At 67.6% G+C, this 19,753-nt stretch carries 19 protein-coding genes, 1 tRNA gene and 1 pseudogene; 10 read left to right on the top strand and 11 right to left on the bottom strand.

Going from position 1 to position 19,753, the window contains the following annotated elements; all coding sequences use genetic code 11:
• Positions 1–2: 2 nt before the first annotated feature.
• From ACFQDH_RS10090 to ACFQDH_RS10080, 3 genes are read left to right on the top strand one after another with little or no spacing between them, the layout of a single operon-like run.
• On the top strand, positions 3–872 hold the full coding sequence (locus ACFQDH_RS10090; protein WP_382400892.1) for an amino acid ABC transporter permease: 870 nt from the start codon (positions 3–5) through the stop codon (positions 870–872).
• Complete coding sequence (locus ACFQDH_RS10085) at positions 869–1,696, top strand: amino acid ABC transporter ATP-binding protein (protein ID WP_382400890.1); 828 nt, start codon at positions 869–871, stop codon at positions 1,694–1,696. Before ACFQDH_RS10090 ends, ACFQDH_RS10085 begins: the two co-directional genes overlap by 4 nt.
• 2 nt (positions 1,697–1,698) lie before the next feature.
• Positions 1,699–2,829, top strand: coding sequence for an FAD-dependent oxidoreductase (locus tag ACFQDH_RS10080; RefSeq protein WP_382400888.1), 1,131 nt, complete (start codon positions 1,699–1,701; stop codon positions 2,827–2,829).
• A 12-nt stretch (positions 2,830–2,841) separates the two neighbouring features.
• On the opposite strand, the gene ACFQDH_RS10075 is transcribed toward ACFQDH_RS10080, so the two are convergent.
• From ACFQDH_RS10075 to ACFQDH_RS10065, 3 genes are read right to left on the bottom strand one after another with little or no spacing between them, the layout of a single operon-like run.
• On the bottom strand, positions 2,842–4,068 hold the full coding sequence (locus ACFQDH_RS10075; RefSeq protein ID WP_382400886.1) for a cysteine desulfurase-like protein: 1,227 nt from the start codon (positions 4,066–4,068) through the stop codon (positions 2,842–2,844).
• A gap of 52 nt (positions 4,069–4,120) precedes the next feature.
• On the bottom strand, positions 4,121–4,642 hold the full coding sequence (locus ACFQDH_RS10070; protein WP_382400884.1) for a DoxX family protein: 522 nt from the start codon (positions 4,640–4,642) through the stop codon (positions 4,121–4,123).
• A 12-nt stretch (positions 4,643–4,654) separates the two neighbouring features.
• Entirely contained in the window at positions 4,655–4,927 is a 273-nt protein-coding gene (locus tag ACFQDH_RS10065; protein WP_382400882.1) for a nuclear transport factor 2 family protein, read from the bottom strand.
• A 336-nt stretch (positions 4,928–5,263) separates the two neighbouring features.
• Between ACFQDH_RS10065 and sigJ the strand changes: the two genes are divergently transcribed.
• The 3 genes from sigJ to ACFQDH_RS10050 all read left to right on the top strand — a co-directional run bounded on the left by sigJ (position 5,264) and on the right by ACFQDH_RS10050 (position 7,927).
• A complete protein-coding gene (gene sigJ, locus ACFQDH_RS10060) occupies positions 5,264–6,187 on the top strand; it encodes an RNA polymerase sigma factor SigJ (protein WP_382400880.1) in 924 nt (307 codons plus the stop codon).
• A gap of 141 nt (positions 6,188–6,328) precedes the next feature.
• Positions 6,329–6,715, top strand: a complete 387-nt coding sequence (locus ACFQDH_RS10055; RefSeq protein WP_382400878.1) for a YciI family protein — start codon at positions 6,329–6,331, stop codon at positions 6,713–6,715.
• 12 nt (positions 6,716–6,727) lie between these two features.
• Positions 6,728–7,927 (top strand): RNA polymerase sigma factor, encoded by a 1,200-nt coding sequence (locus tag ACFQDH_RS10050; protein WP_382400876.1) that lies wholly within the window; start codon positions 6,728–6,730, stop codon positions 7,925–7,927.
• On the opposite strand, the gene ACFQDH_RS10045 is transcribed toward ACFQDH_RS10050, so the two are convergent.
• Positions 7,894–8,583, bottom strand: coding sequence for a DUF4396 domain-containing protein (locus tag ACFQDH_RS10045; RefSeq protein ID WP_382400874.1), 690 nt, complete (start codon positions 8,581–8,583; stop codon positions 7,894–7,896). The genes ACFQDH_RS10050 and ACFQDH_RS10045 overlap by 34 nt on opposite strands.
• Before the next feature lie 262 nt (positions 8,584–8,845).
• Between ACFQDH_RS10045 and ACFQDH_RS10040 the strand changes: the two genes are divergently transcribed.
• Positions 8,846–9,004, top strand: a complete 159-nt coding sequence (locus ACFQDH_RS10040; RefSeq protein WP_382400872.1) for a hypothetical protein — start codon at positions 8,846–8,848, stop codon at positions 9,002–9,004.
• A 77-nt stretch (positions 9,005–9,081) separates the two neighbouring features.
• Here ACFQDH_RS10040 and ACFQDH_RS10035 read toward each other — a convergent pair.
• The 3 genes and pseudogenes from ACFQDH_RS10035 to ACFQDH_RS10025 all read right to left on the bottom strand — a co-directional run bounded on the left by ACFQDH_RS10035 (position 9,082) and on the right by ACFQDH_RS10025 (position 12,229).
• Positions 9,082–9,155, bottom strand: a tRNA-Met gene (locus ACFQDH_RS10035).
• A gap of 56 nt (positions 9,156–9,211) precedes the next feature.
• Positions 9,212–11,525, bottom strand: a pseudogene (locus tag ACFQDH_RS10030) (UPF0182 family membrane protein).
• Positions 11,486–12,229, bottom strand: coding sequence for a UPF0182 family protein (locus tag ACFQDH_RS10025; protein ID WP_382400870.1), 744 nt, complete (start codon positions 12,227–12,229; stop codon positions 11,486–11,488). Before ACFQDH_RS10025 ends, ACFQDH_RS10030 begins: the two are co-directional and overlap by 40 nt.
• 213 nt (positions 12,230–12,442) lie before the next feature.
• On the opposite strand from ACFQDH_RS10025, the gene ACFQDH_RS10020 reads away from it, so the two are divergent.
• Positions 12,443–12,892, top strand: a complete 450-nt coding sequence (locus ACFQDH_RS10020; protein ID WP_382400868.1) for a PPA1309 family protein — start codon at positions 12,443–12,445, stop codon at positions 12,890–12,892.
• Between the two features lie 128 nt (positions 12,893–13,020).
• Here ACFQDH_RS10020 and ACFQDH_RS10015 read toward each other — a convergent pair whose 3' ends face one another.
• Together ACFQDH_RS10015 and ACFQDH_RS10010 are read right to left on the bottom strand one after the other, a co-directional pair.
• Positions 13,021–14,166, bottom strand: a complete 1,146-nt coding sequence (locus ACFQDH_RS10015) for a YlbL family protein (RefSeq protein WP_382400866.1) — start codon at positions 14,164–14,166, stop codon at positions 13,021–13,023.
• A gap of 4 nt (positions 14,167–14,170) precedes the next feature.
• The gene (locus ACFQDH_RS10010; RefSeq protein ID WP_382400864.1) at positions 14,171–14,599 is read right to left on the bottom strand and encodes a molybdenum cofactor biosynthesis protein MoaE; all 429 of its coding nucleotides are present in this window, start codon (positions 14,597–14,599) and stop codon (positions 14,171–14,173) included.
• Between the two features lie 184 nt (positions 14,600–14,783).
• Here ACFQDH_RS10010 and ACFQDH_RS10005 point away from each other — a divergent pair, with 184 nt between their 5' ends.
• On the top strand, positions 14,784–16,277 hold the full coding sequence (locus tag ACFQDH_RS10005; RefSeq protein ID WP_382400862.1) for a zinc-dependent metalloprotease: 1,494 nt from the start codon (positions 14,784–14,786) through the stop codon (positions 16,275–16,277).
• A complete protein-coding gene (locus ACFQDH_RS10000; protein WP_382400860.1) occupies positions 16,274–16,816 on the top strand; it encodes an NUDIX hydrolase in 543 nt (180 codons plus the stop codon). The genes ACFQDH_RS10005 and ACFQDH_RS10000 overlap by 4 nt, the downstream gene beginning before the upstream one ends.
• A 27-nt stretch (positions 16,817–16,843) precedes the next feature.
• Here ACFQDH_RS10000 and ACFQDH_RS09995 read toward each other — a convergent pair whose 3' ends face one another.
• Together ACFQDH_RS09995 and ACFQDH_RS09990 are read right to left on the bottom strand one after the other, a co-directional pair.
• Positions 16,844–17,506, bottom strand: coding sequence for a response regulator transcription factor (locus ACFQDH_RS09995; RefSeq protein ID WP_382400858.1), 663 nt, complete (start codon positions 17,504–17,506; stop codon positions 16,844–16,846).
• Positions 17,503–19,578, bottom strand: coding sequence for a sensor histidine kinase (locus ACFQDH_RS09990; RefSeq protein WP_382400856.1), 2,076 nt, complete (start codon positions 19,576–19,578; stop codon positions 17,503–17,505). Before ACFQDH_RS09990 ends, ACFQDH_RS09995 begins: the two co-directional genes overlap by 4 nt.
• Between the last annotated feature and the right edge of the window lie 175 nt (positions 19,579–19,753).

Here is a 19,753-nt window from a genome sequence, read left to right as displayed (position 1 = left end):
GCATGGACGCCACCGAGAAACCTCGGATCCATCGCCGCGGCGCATATGAGTACGCGATGTGGGCGGTGTGTCTGCTCATCACGGCGGGTGTCGCGTACACCCTGATCACCAACCCGCGCTATCAATGGCACACGATCCGGCAGTACCTCACCGCCGACACCGTGCTGCGCGGCCTGTGGCTGACGATCTGGATGACCGTGCTGGTCATGGTGATCGCCACGGTCCTCGGCTTGCTCATCGCGGTCATGCGTGCCTCGAAGGTGCTGCCCGTGCGGATCCTCGCGATGTGTTACATCAACCTGTTCCGTGGCACTCCGGTGCTGGTCCAACTCATCCTGTGGTTCAACATCGCCGCGCTCTACCCGAACATCCGGCTCGGCATACCGCTCACCTCGATCGGCGGGCAGCTGAACACCAACTCGCTGATCAGCGCCACCACCGCAGCGATCATCGGCCTGTCATTGAACGAAGCGGCCTACATGGCCGAGATAGTGCGCGGCGGCTTCAACTCCGTGCCGAAGGGGCAACTGGAGGCCGGCGACACGCTCGGCATGAGCGAGGGGATGAAGATGCGCAAGATCATCATTCCGCAGGCCATGCCGAGCGTCATACCGGCGACCGGAAACCAACTGATCAGCATGCTGAAGGAGACCTCGCTCGTCAGCGTGCTCGGGGTCGCCGACCTCCTGCAGAGCGTGCAACTGATCTACGCCCGGACCTACGAGACGATCCCGATGCTGCTGGTCGCCTGCATCTGGTACCTGGCCGTTTCCATCGTGCTGAACTACCCGCAGTCGAAGATCGAGGCTCACTACGGCAAGTCGCGCCGAGCGATCAGCCGCAAGAAGGTCATGACGGAGGTGCCCGCATGAGCAACGACCACGCAACGACAGCCGCCGAGCCGTTCCGCCCGGCCGGCCTGGGTGACGCCGAGGGGCCCGGCACGGTTCACATCCGAAAGCTGGTGAAGTCATTCGGCCCGCACACCGTTCTTCGGGACATCAACATCGACATCGCCTCCGGCGAGGTGTGCGTGCTGATCGGCCCGAGCGGATCCGGCAAGTCGACAGTGCTGCGTTGCATCGACGGACTCGAGCAGATCGACTCCGGAGTGCTGAAGGTCAACGGCGAACACCTCGGGTATGCCGAGGAGGCCACCCACTACCGGCCGCTGCCCCGGGCTGAGCTGCGGCGGCAGCGGACGCAGATCGGCATGGTGTTCCAGTCGTTCAATCTCTTCCCGAACATGACCGCGCTGGAGAACATCACCGTCGGTCAGACGCTCATCAAGCGGACGTCGAAGAGCAACGCCAAGAAGCGTGCCAAGGAACTGCTCGCACAGGTGGGGCTCGAAGGTCACGACGCGCACTACCCGGCGCAGTTGTCCGGTGGCCAACAGCAGCGCGTCGCCATCGCGCGATCGCTGGCGATGGATCCCCAGGTGATGCTCTTCGACGAGCCGACCTCGGCCCTCGACCCGGAGTTGGTCGGCGACGTGCTCGACGTCATCAAGCAACTCGCCGACGACGGTATGACGATGCTCGTCACCACCCACGAGATGGGCTTCGCCCGCGAGGTCGCGGACAGCCTGCTGTTCATGGCCGATGGCTACATCGTCGAGCGCGGCGATCCTCGCGAGGTGCTCGCCAGCCCACGGGAGCCGCGCACCCAACAATTCCTGAAGAAGGTCCTGTGACTGTGACGGACGCACATATCGGCGTGATCGGCACCGGCAGCATCGGCAGTATGGCGATGTGGCAGGCCAGCCTGCACGACTCGTCGGTCCTCGGTTTCGAAGCGCAGACCCCGGCTCATCCGCGCAGTGCCGTCGGCGGTGACTCCCGCTTGTTCCGCATGGTCTATCGCGGCACCGCCCCGTACTACCCGATCCTGCAACGGTCCCTGCAGCTGTGGGGTGACCTCGAGGAGGAGTCTGGCCGCTCGGTGCTCGGCCGGTGCGGCGGACTGTCGATCGGACATAGGGACGGCGACTACATCCCGGCCCTGCTGGACTCGATCAATGCGTGCGGCGCGGAGCACCGTGTCCTCGGCCGGGACGAGATGGCCGATCGCTACCCGCAGCACGACCTGGACTCCGACGAAGTCGCGGTGTGGGACCCGCACTCCGGATACCTCAAGACCGACACGGCGGTGCTGTCGGCGCTGGACTGCGCGGGCCGTCGCGGGGCGACGGTCCTCACCGACACACAGGTCACCTCGGTGACCGAGGTCGACGACCATGTCCGCATCACCGCCGGCGACCGGGTCTGGACAGTGGATCGGGTCATCGTCACCGGCGGCGCCTGGGCCGGATCGCTGCTCCCGGCTCCGGTTGCCGACAAGGTCTACCCGACCCGGGTCCTGCTCACTTGGTTCGAAGCGAAGAACGCGGCGGACTTCGCTCCCGACGTCTTCCCGATCTTCATCCGGATCGCGCGTGGCACCTCGATGTATGGCGCGCCGTCGCTGGACGGAGCAACGGTCAAGGCGAGTCTCGACGGGCGCGCGACACGCACCGACGACCCCTCCGACCTGGTTCGGGTGCCGACCACAGCCGAGATGGAGGAGGTACGGCACGCGGCGGCAAGCTACCTCCCCGGCCTGATCCCGTACGTCGTGCGGGCCGACACCTATCCGGATCTCTTCACCACCGACGGGTCCCCACTGCTCGGCTTCGCACCGGGATCTCAGCGCATCGTGCTCGCCACCGGCTTCAACGGTCTGGGCTTCAAAATGGCCAGCGGGTATGGCTCGATCGCAGCCGACCTCGCGATCACCGGTGACCCCACGACTGCGCCCTCGTTCACCGACCCGGCGCGATTCGTCTGACCGGCGTGAGCCTCAGAGCTGATCCCCGCGCAAGCAATTGCCGAGCGACACGATGAACCGGTCGACGTCGTCCTGTGTGCTGTATGGCGCAAGGCCAATCCGCAACCCGCTGGCAACGCCCAACCTGCGGGCCGGCTCGTAGGCGTAGAACGTCCCGGCCGGTGCGTTGATCCCGTCGGTCTCCAGATAGTCCGACACTTCTTCAGCCGCCCGATCGGCGAAGGTCATGAAGAGTGTCGGTGTGCGCCGGGACGCGCGGGAGTGCACCGTCACCTGTGGCAGCTGCGCCAGGCCGGCTTCCAGTCGCTCACGCAACGCGTCCTCGTGCTCGCCGAGCGCCTGCAGCGAGCCACGTAACCGCTCCCGGCGGCTCCCGCCGGCCGGCACAAGGCCGGCAAGGAAGTCGACGGCCGCAGTAGTGCCGGCGAGCAATTCATATGGGAGAGTGCCCAATTCGAAGCGCTCGGGCACGTCGTCGGTCGACGGGCGCAGCTTGTCCGGCCGGAACTCCTGCAACAACTCCGCTCGGCCGGTGAGCACACCACAGTGCGGTCCCAGGAACTTGTATGGCGAACAGACGTAGAGATCCGCCCCGAGCGACGGAACGTCGACGAAATCGTGTGCGGTGTGGTGGACCCCGTCGACATACAGCAGTGCGCGTGTGCGGTGCACAGCTTCCGCAACAGCAGCGATATCCGGTTGAGTACCAATGAGGTTCGACGCCGCGGTCAGTGCCACCAGACGGGTCCGCGGCGACAGCTGATCGGTGAGCAACGCGAGATCCAGCTCGCCGGTGGCCGGGTCGAAGTCGGCCCACCGCACCTGCACCCCGGTCCGCTCCGCGGCGAGCAGCCACGGGCCGACATTGGCGTCGTGGTCGAGCCGGCTGAGGATGATCTCGTCCCCGACCCGCCACTCCTCCGATAGCGTCCGCGCCATCTCGAAGGTCAGTGCGGTGGCACTGCGGCCGAACGCGACCGTGCCCGGATCGACGCCGAGCAGATCACCTATCGCGGCCCGCGCGCCGAGCACGATCTCGTCCGCGTTGCGCTCGGCCTGGGACCGGCTGCCACGGTTGGACAGCGGCGCGGTCAGCGCGTCATACACCGCCCGGGCTACCGGCTCGGGAGTCTGCGTGCCGCCCGGTGCATCGAAGTGGGCTCGCCCGCTGCGCAGCGACGGAAAGTGCTCGCGCACGGCCGCCACGTCATACCGCTCAGTCTTCGTCGGTTGCTCCATCACAAGACCTTTCGCGGTCGCCGGGGTGCTCAGTCCTCAGCATCGCAGTTGCTCAGTGCACCGCCTCACCCGGCTCGGCGACGACGTCCAGCCCGGCCGGCGTCTTCTCCTCCACCGCGGCACGCGAAAGCACCATCAAGTTCGCGATCACGGCAAGCAGCAGGACGATCAAGACCGTCGGCAGCACCTCGTGGCGGGAGAGCGCCGGACCACCGGCGAACTCGCCCCACCTGGCCGCGACCACGGCACCGGCAAGCGCCGCCCACAAGGCCGTTTCCAGCGCCGCGAGCCACTCCTGCTGCCGGACGTGAAAACCGCTGGCCATCAACGAGATCACCGCGATGCCGAGGCCGGCAAGCGGGGTCAGCCACTGCGCGGTGTCGAACACCAGCGGTGCCACGAGACCGATGCCCGCAGCGACTTCGGAGGCACCGATGAGCACCGTCATACCGCGTGGCAACTGATCGAAGCCGGCCCACCGGTCCGAGACCGCGCCGAGCAGCTTCGGCACCCCTGCCGCCAGGAAGAAGGCCGCCAGCAGGGCTTCAATGATCCAAACGATCGTGTCGTACAACGCAATCACTCCTCAACTCGAAAACTGTTGTGCGGCAACGGCACCGGCGGCAACAGACACGCCGCCCAGGGGCGATGCGTCGAAGTAGCGCACCTCGTAGACGCGCTCGGCGAATCGCCAGCCGTCCGCCGTACGCCGGTACTGGTCGTGGTAGACGCCGTAGTTCTGTCCTTCCCGACCGTCCTTGAGCCGCGCGAGCTCGTGCAGGTAGGTGCGTCCCGAGGCGGTGTCGTCGCCGCCGAATCGGACCGTCCCGCCAGGCTGGTCTGGACGAAGAAGTCCCACGCTGCCTGCAGTCGTTCGCAGCCCTCGCGGATCTCCGGCCCGATGAACTCGACAGGGACATCGGGCATTCGCAGCACGCCGTCATCGGTGAAGAGCGCCGCGATCCGCGCCGGCTCGGCCATCATCACCGCATCGGTGAATTCGGCTCGTAACGCTTCGATTTCGACACGGTCGGCGACTTGTTGCAGGTCTCGCACTGGCTTGTCCTCTCAGGGAAACGGTTGATGTGAACTCCGACATCGCAGCGCCAAGAAATGTCAGGTATGCCGGCAGACCTGACGTTTCGGCGTCGAGTCGTGTCGAATAAGAGAGGACCCTGACCAGGAGGCTGACACCGTGGGCACAGAGATCGATCCGGATGCGGACGAAGCGCGTTCGGTCATGGACGAACGCCGCAACCTGCTGAACGTCGGCTACCGGCTGCTGGGCTCACTCGTCGAGGCCGAGGACATGGTGCAGGATGCCTACACCCGCTGGTACGCGATGACGGCGTCGGAGCAGGCCGCGATCGAGAACCCGGGTGCCTGGCTCACGACCGTGACCAGTCGCATCTGCCTGAACCTGCTGACCTCCGCGCGGGCACGACGAGAGATGTATGTCGGGGAGTGGATCCCCGAACCGCTACCGGGGCCGGGTGGAGCAGCAAAGCCAGGCTCCGACGACGTGACGACGGACCCGGCAGACCGCGTCACGCTCGACGAGTCGGTGAGTATGGCGCTGATGGTCGTCATGGAGTCGATGACCCCGGCGGAACGAGTGGCGTTCATCCTGCACGACGTCTTCGGCTACCGCTTCGCGGAGATCGCCGAGATCGTCGGCCGCAGCACGGGCGCCTGTCGGCAGCTGGCCTCCTCGGCACGTGGACGGGTCCGCGCAGCCGGCGCGGATGCGGTCCCCACGGCCCGACAGGCCGATGTGGTCCGACGCTTCGAGGCGGCCTGGCGCCCGAAGGACATCGACTCCCTGGTCGAGTTACTCGACCCCAGCGTGGTCGCCACGGCGGACAGCGGTGGTCGTGCCGTTGCCTTCCGGGACCCGCTCGAAGGCCGGGACGCGGTCATCGAGGTGTGGCTGCAGCTCGCCGACCGGATCGGCGAAATGACCCTCCACCAACGGTCGGTCAACGGGCAGCCGGGAATGATCGCCGTGGACGCCGACGGCCGGACGGTCAGCATCTACGCCTTCGAGATCGTCGGCGAGGTGATCCGCCGGATCTGGGCGATCCGCAACCCGGAGAAGCTCGGTCCCTGGACACACTGAGCTGCGACATACAACAGCTGGACGCCGTGGCGAAGACAACGTCGAGCGCGCCCCTGGAAGAATGTCGAGTCCGGAGCGACGGCTCCGACGTTCGGGTGATGGGGCCGATCCACGGCCGGTACCGACACGAGGAGTTCTCGCATGAAGTTCGTGATTCTGATCCACTCCAACCCCCAGCCCTGGGGGCACCCGACGAGCGCTCACACGGCGGAGTACCAGGCGCAACCCCAGCAGAAGCAGGACGAACTCGGCGCCCGATGGGACAAGGTCTTCGGCGAAGCCGACGCCAACGGCGAGATCGTCTACGGGTGCGCGCTCGGCGATCCGGCAGCTTCCGCGATCTTCGCGTATGACGGCAAGCCCGTCGTCGCCGACGGCCCCTACTCCGAGAGCAAGGAACACCTTGCCGGGTTCTTCCTCATCGACGTCGCTTCGGAGGCGCGGGCCCGGCAGATCGCCGAGGTGTTCTCCTGCCCCGGTGACACGGTCGAGCTGCGACCGACGATGCAGCCCGGTTGCGAGGCCTGAGCGCCGCTGACCATGGAAGGCAGTGTCGAGGGCGTATGGCGCCGCGAGGCGCCACACGTCCTTGCCGCCCTGCAGCGCCGCGGCGCCACGCTGGAGGACTGTGAGGACGCCGCGCAGGAAGCGCTAACGGCTGCCGCCATACAGTGGCCCGCCGATGGCCCGCCGGCAAATCCGCGCGGCTGGCTGATCCGGGTCGCGTCCCGGCGTCTCATCGACGCGCAGCGTTCGGCCGCGGCGCGCCCGCAGCGCGAGCTGCGGGCTGAGGAAGAACGCGCGACCTGGAGCCAGCACGTGAGCGATCACGACGACTCGCTCCAGATGCTGGTGCTGTGCTGCCACCCCACTCTGAGCACAACGTCGGCCGTTGCGCTCACGTTGCGCGCCGTTGCCGGCCTGACGACCGGACAGATCGCAGCCGGTCTGCTGGTCCCGGAAACGACTGCGGCACAACGGATCAGCCGTGCGAAGTCGAGCCTGCGGACGGCGAAGGCTCGGTTCGGGCCGGTTCCTGCCGCCGAGCTGCCAGCGCGGTTGCACGCGGTCCGGACCGTGCTGCACCTGATCTTCACCACCGGTTCGTCCCTTCCCGCTGGCCCGCGTGTCCTGGACACGGCGCTGACCCAGGACGCGATCCGGCTGACCGAGCGATTGCACCGCGCGCTGCCACGCGACCCCGAGACCACCGGACTCCTCGCGCTGATGCTGCTGGGCGACGCTCGCGCGACCACCCGAGTGATCGAGCACCGACTCGTCCCGCTCGCGGAGCAAGATCGCACACGGTGGGACCACGCCCAGATCGAGCGCGCAGTCGGCCTGGTCGAAGAAGCGCTCCCCCGCGGGCCGGTCGGGCCGTTCCAACTCCAGGCCGCCATCGCCGCCGTCCACGCCACGGCGCCCGACTTCGCCGACACCGACTGGCCGCAGATCCTCGAGCTCTACCGGATGCTGCTTGCGCTGGGCCCGAACCCGGCCGCCGAGCTCGGCGCCGCGATCGCGTTGAGCGAGGTGGACGGTGCCGAGGCAGGGCTGGCCGCGCTCGAGCCGCTCGCCGACGCTCGTCCGCGCGATCACCGGGTGATCGCCGCCCAAGCCCATCTGCTGGAACGCTTGCGCCGGCCGGGTGCCGCGGACGCGTTCCGCCGAGCGGCGGCGCTGACCGACTCCATCCCCGAGCAGAACTATCTCAACGCCAAAGCCGCCGGGTTGTCCTGAGCCGGACGGGTGGTCGCAGCCGCGGACGAGCTGTGCTGCCAGCCTGCTTCGTCGGCGATCGAGACGACCAACCCGCCGAGCATGAAGGCGATGAGCACGGAGACCAACGCACCCGTGGGAAGACTCGGCAGCCACCGCCGCCAGCCGGACTCCGCGGCCGCCATACCGTGGAATTCGTGCGTGAGCGCGTGTCCCTTGCCGCGGCTGAGTAGCCACCGATTCACCGGCACCGCAACGAGGAACGCGGCGGTCAGGGAGATCATCATGCCGACCCAGAAGACGACGTTGACCAGCCCGGCGTTCATCGCACCGGGCACCAGCACCATGACGAGGTTGTCGGTCACTTCCATCGCCGCGATCGACAACGTGTCCGCCGCGAGTACGACACTCAGCGCCGCCAGGGGTGCGACCCCGACCTTGACCAACGGGAGAGTGGACAGCGAGTAACCGAAGAGGAAGGACAGTCCGATCGAGATGACGACCGACCAGCCGTTGCCGAGCCCGGCTGCGGTGGCGATCATCAACCCGGCGATCTCACCGATCGCACACCCGGTGAGGCAGTGCAGCGTCGCGGCGACAGCCATCGACAGGCTTGAGCCCATCTGGTGTTCGTGGGTCGCGGGCATCTCGTGCTGATGTTCGTGCTCGTCGCTCATCGGCGTCTCCGTCATCCGTCGGTTGCCTGTCGGGTATGGCGAACGCATACCCCCCATGGGTATATTCCCGGGCCTTGCAGCGATCTCTGCAAGGCTGCATCCATGCCACGTTCCGTGATTGTCCTGACGGGCCATCGATACGGGAGACACTCTGCACTGCGACGGGGCATCGGCTCCGCTGACCAACATCTACCCGACCGAGAACCCGCCCGCTGCCTGGGAGGGCTGGGAGGGTGATGGCCCACTGGCTGATCCCGCGTCGATGTCGGCCGTCCTGATCGAGTCTCGATCAGCGCGATGGATCGCGGAAATCGGCGTCCTCATGGCGGCCGCCGCGGCGGCACCGGTCTGGATCGCCGACTCCGCCGATATCGTCTGGCGGGCCGCGCAGATCGATCCGGAGCAGATCGTGCTCGCCTGATCCACGCAACCACGCGGGTATGACGAAAGCGCCTCGGACTCCGAAGAATCCGAGGCGCTTTGCTGCTACTTCACAAGTAGCGGGGGCAGGATTTGAACCTGCGACCTCCGGGTTATGAGCCCGGCGAGCTACCGAGCTGCTCCACCCCGCGTCGGTGAATGCAACACTACGCGACAGTGGCCGGAGCGCCAAATCGGCCGCAGCGGATCACTTGGTCGACTTCGGCGCGGGCGACGAGGAGCTCGACGGGGCCGTGCCACCCTGCGCCTCGATGGCCCGCGTGATGGCCGCCTTGAGCTTCTTCTGGTCCTCGCCGTATGCCGCGAAGTCGCCCTTCTTCAGGTCCGTCTCGCCCTGCGAATACCACTTGTTCGCATCCGCGAGTGCGCTCTTCAGAGCGGCGTTGTCGGTCTTGGACGACTTGGACGGCGTCGAAGACGACGACCCCGACGGGGACGGCGCCGGCTTCGTCGGCGGAGCAGACTGCCCCGAATCACCAGCACTGGCACCGGAATTGCCACCGAACAGCTCGTTCAGCGCGCCGTCCAGAGTCGTATCCCACGCAAGCTTGTCGCCGAAACCGACCACGACGGCCTTCAACAGAGGGAACGACGTGTTGCCTGCTGCGCGCACGTAGATCGGCTCGACATACAGCAGCCCGCCTCCGACCGGCAGGGTGAGCAGGTTGCCCTCCTGCACCTCGGAACCGACCTGCTTGTTGTAGGTCAGGAACTGCGCCAGCGTCTGCTTGGTGGTCGGCGACACCGCCTGCGAGGAGTTGATGTCGTTCTGGAACTGTCCTGGTCCCTTGACCGTGACGTTGCGCGGCATCTCCAGGATGCGGAACGTGCCGTAGCCGGCGCTCTTCTTGCCCGGCGTCGACCCGGCGTCCGCGTCGACCGTCATGAACGCCGCGAGATTCTGCCGGTCGCCGGTCGGGATGAACGTCGAGGTCAGCGAGAAGGTCGGCTCCTTCTGGTCGGGCATCGCCACCGAGAGGTAATAGGGCGGCTGCTGCTCCCGGTTGCCACGTGCCGGGTCGGTCGGGATCTGCCATTGGTCATTGCCCTGGAAGAACTGCCCGGCGTCAGTCACGTGGTATTTGGTGAGCAACTCGCGCTGCACCTTGAAGAGATCCTCCGGGTAGCGCAGGTGCGACATCAGGCCGGACGGGATCTTAGACATCGGCTTCACCGTGCCGGGGAACGCGCTCATCCACGCCTTCAGCACCGGGTCCTTGTCGTCCCAGGAATACATCGTCACCTTGCCGGTGTAGGCGTCGACCGTCGCCTTGACCGAGTTGCGGATGTAGTTGACCTGGCCTCCTGCCAGCTGGCGCAGGTTGTTCGACGAGGAGGTCAGTGCATCCGACGTCGCAGTGCCGAGCGAGGTCAGCTCAGAGTTCGGGTAGTTCGCGGTGGTGGTGTAACCATCGACGACCCACTGCACGTGGCCGCCTTCGACCACCGGGTAGGGGTCGCCGTCGACTGTCAACCACGGGGCGACCTTCTTGACCCGGTCCACCGGGTTGCGGGTGTCCAACACGCGTGACTCGGCGTTGATCCCACCGGAGAAGAGGAAGTTCAGGTCGTGGAACTTCACGGCATACGCCAGCTTGCGGTTCCAGGAGCCAACGCCGACGCCGCCGCCCCCCGTGTATGTCGTGCGCTGCTCACCACCGGAGGAGGTGCGCGGGTAGTCCAGCTCGCGCTTCGGGCCGTTCGCCGGACCGCCGACGATCGAGAAGCGCGGCGAGGACTCGCCGAAATAGATGCGCGGCTCGAAACTTCCCAGCTTGCCAACGGGTGGGATGTCGGACTCCATGAAGACCGGCTGGCCGTCGTCGGTGCGCTCATTGCCGTATGCCGCAACGACACCGAAGCCGTGTGTAGACCGTGTGGTCGTTGACCCAGTTGCGCTGCGACCCGGGCACGCCGCCGAGGTCGAGCTCACGCACGCCGACGACGGTGTCGTCGACCTTCCCGTCGACCTTGTAGCGGTCGACGTCCAGCGTGTTGCCGAACTGGTAGTAGTTGCGCTGCCCCTGCAGTTGCCGGAACGTCGGCGACACGATCGAGGGGTCCACCAGGCGGATGCCCGGCACCGTCTCGGCGTCCTGTGCAAGCTGCCCCGCGCTGGTCGACTTGGTCGGGGTGTAGGACGTGACCTTCACCTTGTCGAGGCCGTATGCCGTCTTCGTCGCCTTGAGGTTCTGGGCGATGTATGGCGACTGCAGCGACTGCTCCGTCGGGCGCACCTTGAAGCGCTCCACCAGGGCCGGGTAGATGGCGCCCAACACGACGGCGCACACGACCAGCAGCACCAGTCCGACGACCGGCAGTCGCCAGGTCCGGGTCCAGATGGTCGCGACGAACAACGCCGCACAGATCACCGCTGCGCCGGCGAGCATCGCCTTGGCCGGGAGCGTGGCGTTCTGTGCGGTGTAGTCGATACCGGTGAACAAGGAGTTGTCCGACGCAGTCAGGCTGTAGCGGCCCAACCAGTAAGCCACGGCACGCACCAGCACCAGGACCGCCAGCAGCAGCGACAGATGAACCCGCGCTGCTCCAGTGGTGCGAACTCCTTGTCACGCAACGCGATCCCGCCATACAGGTAATGCATGACGACGGCCGAGATCAACGACAGAATCAGTGCCATCGTCAGGAAGCCGACGACGACCTGCAACCAGGGCAGCGTGAAGACGTAGAAGCCGATGTCCTTGTGGAACTCCGGATCCGTGGTGCCGAAGCTCTGCCGGTTCAGCCAGAGCAGCGCTGTCTTCCACTGGCCGATGGCAGCAGAACCGGCGAACAACGCGAAGACCAGCGGCACCACCCAGAACGCCGCGCGCCGGAAGGGCTCGATGGCCTCGCGGTAGCGGTCCATGCTGTCCAGCTCGGCAGTCACCGGTGCGTAGACCGGGCGGTGCCGGTAGGCAAGCCACATGCTGACCCAGATCAGCCCGCCGGTCAGCACTGCGCCGACGACGAACATCGTTCCCTTGGTGAGGTATTCGGTCCGGAAGACCGACGAGTAGCCGATGCTCTTGAACCACAACTGGGTGGTCCACACGTTGGCCCACACCTGCGCGAGCACCAGAACCGCGATGATCGCCACCACGAGAATGATCACCCGCCGGGCTCCGACGGGTCCGAAGCGGCGCACCATGGTGGCCGCGTGCTGGTCGTGCTCGCCGCTGTCGGCCGGCTCGTCCGAAGAAGTCAACGTGGGCCTCGTGTCCAAGGGTTCAGGGTTGAAGGACAACTTAACCCGCGGACTTATGAACGGAACTGTCCGCCGGGCAAATACGGCCCATCGTCACCGTGATGACACCATTAGCGATATGCCGTCCGAAGACTCCACACCCAAGCTCAAACAGGTCCTCAGCCCGCTGGGCGAATGCGCCATCGACACCGAACGGCACGTAGCGGCGGCGGGGTGGGACCAGCCCCCAGGCTCTTCGCCATCGCACGCAACGGTGACCTGCTGGCTCGCGAGCCCGGCCTGGCCGGTCAGCTGGGCGGCGCCGATCTGTCGGCATACAGCACGATCGAGCAGGAGGGCCTGCCGCAGACGTCGAACGTCGAGAGCCTGCTGCGGCAGCTCGCCTGGCCTGCGGAAGTGGACGGCGTCGCGCTGGCACTCGAGCGGATCGTCGTGCCGCCGGAGGCTGAGCAGGATCTGCCGGCCGGCGCCGAGGCGGCCGCCGAAGCCCTGGCCGCACACCCCGACCGTGCCGACGTGCGGCTACTGGTCGCGGTGCTGCGCGACGGAGAGTCGATCTGCCTGCTGCGGCAGCGTTCTCACGACGCCGACGACCAGGTCGCGGTCGGCAAGGACATTGCGCCCGGCCTCGTCCACGCGCTGCAGGTCACCCTCGACGACTGAGGACCCAGCACGTCCTATGCCGAAAGGACAGGCAATGACCGAGGGGACAGGGAAAACAGGCCGAATCGGGCCTGTTTTCCCTGTCCTGTCGGCAAACGGGTGTCCTCTCGGCGAGAAGCGTGGCTGGCTCAGCCGCAGCCGGTGAAGCCGGTGGTCTGGCCCGCGGCGACCTTCTTGAGGGCTGCGAGCGCATCCTTCAGGCTGTTGATCTTGATGACGGTCAGACCGCTCGGGACGTGGCCCTTGGCTTCGCTGCAGTCGCTGTTGGGGGCAAGGAAGAACTTCGCGCCGGCCCGCTTGGCGCCCAGCATCTTCTGCCGGATGCCGCCGATCGGACCGACCGTGCCGTCCTCGCTCATCGTCCCGGTGCCGGCGACCTGGTGGCCCCCGGTCAGTGCACCCGGCGTGAGCAGGTCGTAGATCGCCAGCGTGAACATCGTGCCGGCCGACGGCCCGCCGACATCGCCGGCGTTGACCTTCACCTCATAGGGAAACTTGTATGACGGTGAGATCGCGATGCCGAAGACCGCGTGACCGCCATCCCCCGCGCTCGTCGGGACCTGCAGGTGCAGGGTCTGCGAACCACGCTTGATGGTGACCGGCACGGTCGTGCCCGCCTTGACCTTCGCCATCACGGCCGAGACCGACTGGAGGCTGGTGACCTTCTGGCCGTTGAGCTCGGTCAGCACGTCATTGGCCTTCAGCTTGCCCTCGGCCGCGGCGCCGGGCTGCAACTGCACCACCTTGACCGACTCCGGCACGGTGACGCCCGCGGCACGCATGGCGACGACCTCCGCGGTCTGCTGCGAGTTGGTCATCTCCGCGGTGCTCTGTTGCTGCACCTGCTGGGAGGTCACGCCCTTGGGAAACCACACGTCCTCGGGATAGATCTCGGCATCGTTCTCGAGGTACTTGGCCCGCAACCACTCCATGACACTGACCGGGTACTGCGGCCCACCGGCCATCGACACGGTGGTGAAGTCGAGCGTGCCGGAGGTCGGGTAGGTCTTCGCGCCCTTGACCTCGATCACCGGCTTGTCGCCGGTCTTGCCGAGGGTATTGGTGACCGGACCGGGTCGCATGATGACCTTGGGCACGTGGATCAGGTTGAGCGCGGCGATCGCGATCACCAGCACCACTCCTGCGATCAGCAACCCGATGTTGCGGCCGCTCATGGAGTTCTTGGACTTGATCCGGTTACCGGTCTTCAGGTCGACGGCGGGGTTCGGCGCCTGCACGCCGCCCGTCGTGCCCTGCTCATTCGCATCTGTCATCGATCTACAGCCCGACCCATTCGTCGCTTCCGTCGCGGAACACCTGGTGCTTCCAGATCGGCACCCGCGCTTTGAGGGTGTCGATCATCTCCTTGCAAACTGTGAGAGCCGCACCGCGGTGCGGCGCACTCACCGCGACCACGACCGCGGTGTCGCCGATCGCCAGCCGACCGACGCGGTGGACCGCCGCCAGCGCGGTGATCTCGTCGGTCAGCACGGACTCGGCAACTTCGCGCAGCGTGTCGATCGCACTCGGGTGGGCCGAATAGTCCAGCAATTCAACGGCTTTGGCGTGGTCCTGCTGACGGACTGTGCCTACGAACAACGCGACCCCGCCGGCCGCCGGGTCACTGACCGCGGCGAGCGCCTCCTCCACCGTGAGCGCGGTGTCCCGCAGGTCGACAAGGCGAACCCGTGGGTCTGGCACCGTCATACGTCGTACTCCTGATTCTGCTGGCAGCGAACACGCGCCGGGCGCCGGAACCACACCGGCCGCTTCGTGGTTGGGTAGTGCAGAGCCTATTCACCGCTTCTGGCGCGCATACGCCGCGTGCCGCATCCGGGCATCAGCAATGACGCTTTGCTGGTTCAGAATGGACTTCAAGGACGGAGAAGAGATGTCGAACAACCCACCTGAACTCCCCGACGACCATTCCGGAGACGACGAGCCGCAGCAGCCGGACCTGTCCGCGCTGTTGCGGTCGATCCTCGGCGGTGACTCCGAGAACGACCAGCTCGCGGGCGCCCTGGAACAAATGGGCGTGCAGGGCATGGACCCACAGATGATGGAAGCCCTGCAGAACCAACTGCAGGCGATGATGTCCGCGCCCGTCGACGGCCCCGTCAACCTGGAGCTGGCGACCGACGTCGCCCGCAAGACCGTGTCCGCTGCAGGCGACTCCAGCGTCGGCGCGGCGACCGTGCGCGACGTGGAGCAGGTCGTCCAGGTCGCCAACCTGTGGCTGGACGAGGTCACCGAGTTCGCGGCGGTCGGCCCCGCCAAGGCGCTAAGCCGCGCCGAGTGGGTCGAGCAGACCATGCCGATGTGGCGCCAGCTGGTCGAGCCGGTCGCCGGTGGCGTCAACAGCGCGATCGAGCGGGCCATGGGCGAGCAGTTGCGCCGGCTCGACCCGCACGACGCCGAGGAGTTGGGCCTGCCGCCGGGCATCGACCCGGCAGCGATGATGGGCCAGATGCAGCCGATGATGGCGCGGATGAGCGCCGGCATGTTCGGCGCGCAGATTGGCCAGGCCGTCGGTGCGCTCGCCGGCGAGCTTGTCAGCGGCACCGAGGTCGGGCTCCCCCTCACCAGCGGCGTCGCGATGCTGCCGGCCAACGTCAAGGACTTCGCCGAAGGCCTCGAGGTCGACGGCGGAGAGGTGCACCTCTACCTCGCGGTGCGCGAGGCAGCACGTGCCCGGCTCTTCGCTTCCGTGCCGTGGCTCGGCCCGGCACTGATCGCCGCCGTGCAGTCGTATGCCGGGGACATCTCGATCGACAGCGAGGGCATCGAGCGCGCGGTGGCCGACGCCGACACCTCCGATCCGGCGGCGATGCAGGAGGCTCTGCAGGGGTCGCTCTTCAGCCCCGAACCGTCCGAGGCGCAACAACGTGCCCTGGCCCACTTGGAGACCCTCCTCGCCCTCGTCGAGGGCTGGGTCGAAGTGGTCACCAACGAAGCCGCGGGCAAGCACCTGCCGCACACCGTGCAGTTGTCGGAGGCCGTGCGCCGCCGCCGCGCGTCCGGTGGTCCGGCCGAGCGTGTCTTCGCTTCGCTCGTGGGACTGGAGTTGCGACCGCGCCGGTTGCGCGATGCGGCCACCGTCTTCACCGAGCTCGAGAAGGCGATGGGCGCGACAGAGCGGGACGCCGCATGGAAGCACCCCGACTTCGCACCGGCCACCGCGGACCTGGACGACCCCAGCGGCTATGTCCGACGCCGGCAGTCGCCGGACGACGCGGCACCGCAGCCCGACGACGTCGACACCGCGCTCGAGGCACTGCTGGCCCAGGGCACGGCGGAGCTGGACGCGGAACGCGGCGACACCAGAGACGACCGCAACGACAACGGCGACTCGAATGAAAACGATTCGGACGAGGGTAAGGAGTGACCCGAACCTCCCTGCGAGACAACGCCTTTGAGGTCTTGCGCGGCGCTACGCCGGGTCCGGTGCGTGACGCGTTCGAGGCGCACCTTGCGTCATACGACGACGGGATGTGGCGCGATGGCCCGCCCGAGCATTTCACCGCCAGCGCAGTGGTCTTCTCCGCCGACGGGAGCCACGTGCTGCTGGTGCTGCACAAGAAGGCGAAGCTGTGGCTGCAGCCCGGTGGGCACTTCGAGGCCGGCGACCGGACGGTGGCCGGTGCGGCGCTGCGCGAGGCGGCCGAGGAGTCCGGCATCAACGGGCTGACCCCGGTGCCCGGCGCACTCTTCCTGCATCGGCACGACCTGGCGGCGACGTTCGGTCGCTGCACGGCGCACTGGGACCTGCGCATCGCCGCCGTTGCCCCCGAGGGCGCGACGATCACGGTCTCGGACGAGTCCGACGACGTGCGCTGGTGGCCGGTGGCCGCGCTCCCTGAGCCGACCGACCCGGATCTGGCCGACTGCATCGACGAGCTGCGCGCGCACCTCGTGTCGGCCTGACTCGTCAACCGACGGCACGCGGCGGGATCACCGCTCGCGACCGAGACCCGCCTCCCTGGCGCGCACGATCGCCGCCGAGCGATCCGACACCTGCAGCTTGGCCAGGATCGCCGACAGGTGGTTGCGCACTGTCTTGTCGCTCAGCCCGAGTGCTGCCGCGATCGCGGAGTTGCGGTGTCCCGTGGCGAGTAGATCGAGTACCTCGCGCTCACGGGTGGTCAGCTCGGGGAAAGCTCCCTGCACGAAACGACTCGTGGACTCCAGGTAGAACCCGACGATCCGGCGAGCCACTGACGGCCCGAATGCCGTGCCACCGCCTGCCACGGTCAGGATCGTGGCGACCAGCTCGTCGGCGTCGGCCCCCTTGAGCAGATAACCGCGGGCCCCCGCGCGCATCGCGCCGAAGACGCTCTCGTCGTCGTCATGCATGGTCAGCACCAGCACCGGCAGGTCCGGCGAGGTCTGCTGCAGTGCGCGGGTGACGGCCACACCGTCCAGGTCCGGCATCCGCAGGTCGGTGACCACGACCTGCGGACCGGTGCGCTCGACGAGCGCGAGCAACTCGCGGCCGCTCGTCGCCTCCCCCACCAGCTCGACCCGTGGCTCGGACGCGAGCACCGCTGCGACGCCGTAGCGGTACATCGGATGGTCGTCCGCCAACACGACCCGGACCGGCTCGCCGCCGGTCATCCCGGCTCCGGGGGCTGGGAGTATGCCGATCGTGCGGAATAGCGCACTTTCGGCATACTGCCGGTCTGCACGGGGATCGCTGCGCGCACCCGGGTGCCGTGCGGACGCTCGTCCGTCGTGGTGAGCACGCCACCGACCGACTCGGCGCGCTCGTGCATGGACACTCTGCCGACCCCTGGCGTCGAGCACCCCATCCCGACACCGTCGTCACAGATCTCCAGCACGAGGGTCGACCCGTCGCAACGCAGCGCGAGAGTGGCCGAGGTGGCCGACGCGTGCCGCACCACGTTGGTGATCGCCTCGGTGGCGATCCGGTGCACCGCCACCTCTATCGGAAGGTCCACTTGCGGCAGCGGGTCGATGGCAACGGCCACCCTGACCGCCCCCAGGGCGTTGACCGCTTCGACGTGCGCGGCCAGTGCATCCGGCAAGTGCCCATGCTCCAGTCCGGCAGGACCGAGATCGTCTATCAGACAACGGATTTCGCGAACGAGTTGCTTGATCTCGCCATGGACGACGCCGAGAATCTCACGGGTGTGCTCGGGTCGGTCGCTGCGCAACGCGGCCTCGATGCCGAGCGCCGCTCCCGACAGCGACGGTCCCACTCCGTCATGCAGGTCCGCGCGCAACCGGCTGCGTTCGGCGGCCCGCACGTCGATCACGCGCGCTCGCGACTCCTCCACGTCACGGGCCAGGCGAGTGGCGTGCACCGCGACGGCGACCGGCACCGCGAGTACCTCGATCAGCGCACGGTCCGCCCCGGAAGGAGGATCGCTCGGCGTCCGCCAGCACACCCGCAGCGTGCCGACCCTCCCGGCGTCGCGGCTGAGCGCCACTTCTTGTGCGGCGTGGCCCTGTGGCCGGCCGGCGCTCGCCAGCACCCGCCCGTCGTCGCCGAGCACCTCGACGTATGGCGAACGAAGCGACTCCGCCACCGCCGCGACCACCGCGTCCAGATCAGGCCCGAGCGCACCCTCCAGCCCCGGGCCGAGCCGACCGAGCGCGCGTGCCGGGTCGGCGCGGTCGCCGTAGACGAAACGGCCTATCCAGCGGGAGAGCCCGAGGTAGGCCGGCCGCGCGAGGAGCGCGACTACGGCAGCGGCGAAGAACGTTGGGACAGCTGTGGATCGGGATACGACTCCTGCCGCGGCGACCGCTGCGAAGTAGGCGCCGGCAGCGAGCCCGATCAGGGCGCCGTAGAGCAGCCCACTGCGCAGGATCAGCTTGACGTCGAAGAGCTGATGGCGCACCACGCCAACCAGCAGGGTGACGGTCGTCAGCAGCGTCACCACGAAGAGGACGACCGGAGGCCCGACGATGACCGCGACGATCACCGGCAGCACGGACACCACCAGCCAGGCCAGTTGCTCACGCTCCGGGGACGACGCTCGTGCGAGGCGGCGGATCGTCCACCCGATGGTCACTGCGGACAACGCCACCGCGGTAACGACTGCGAGCACGGCGGCACCGAGGAACACGGGTTGGAAATGCCCATGTGTCAACGGATTCGGGCCCAACTGGTGCCCGGGTCCGACGCCGTCGTAAGCGTCGTCCAGACCGGACAGCGCGAGCCCGAACAGGACGCTTGCCGTCCAGCCCACGCGGACGATCCACCGACTCATCCGGGTCGTCGCCCGGCCGGTCGGGTAGATCGCCGGGAGGACCGTCGCACCGAGGAATAGCGCGGGCGCCCAGATCCAGGAGCCGAGCCACGCCATCGGTGTCCGGCCCGGCAACGACACGTTGTATGACGCGAGCACCCAACCCTCACCGAGGATGGCCACGGCGTTGACGGCTCCGACATACATCAGCAGCCACCCGACCCGGTTGGCCGGACGCAACCACATCAGCAGCGTCGCGACGACCCCGAACACCAGCCCGTTGACCACGTTGTTGAGCACGTTGTCGTGCATCATGCCGACCAGGCTGCGACCGCCCGGACCGTGCGCGAGCACGCCTCCCGCGACCGAGGCGATGACGACCGGGAGCCCGCACGCGATGCCGACCCAGCGTGCGCCGATGCGTGGCTCACGGAGCATCGCCGGCGCGGTCGGGGTGATGGCTGTTGTCATGCTTCCTCCAGGAACTAATCATCGTCCCGGAGCGGCCACCGTGTCTGCACCTTCGCCCGGGAGACCGTCCCGGGGTGGGCAGGACACCTGCCCCTGTGCGGCATGCGTCGCCGCGGCCACGCTCGGTATCGAGGCCGCCCACGAGGGGCACGCCCGACAACGATGGAGGCGACAC

Origin of the sequence: Flexivirga alba (genome assembly GCF_042661025.1) — a bacterium.
GTDB classification, from domain to species: Bacteria; Actinomycetota; Actinomycetes; order Actinomycetales; family Dermatophilaceae; genus Flexivirga; species Flexivirga alba.
The sequence above is the reverse complement of the archived record's forward strand: the minus strand, read 5'-3'. Positions and strand labels throughout refer to the sequence as shown.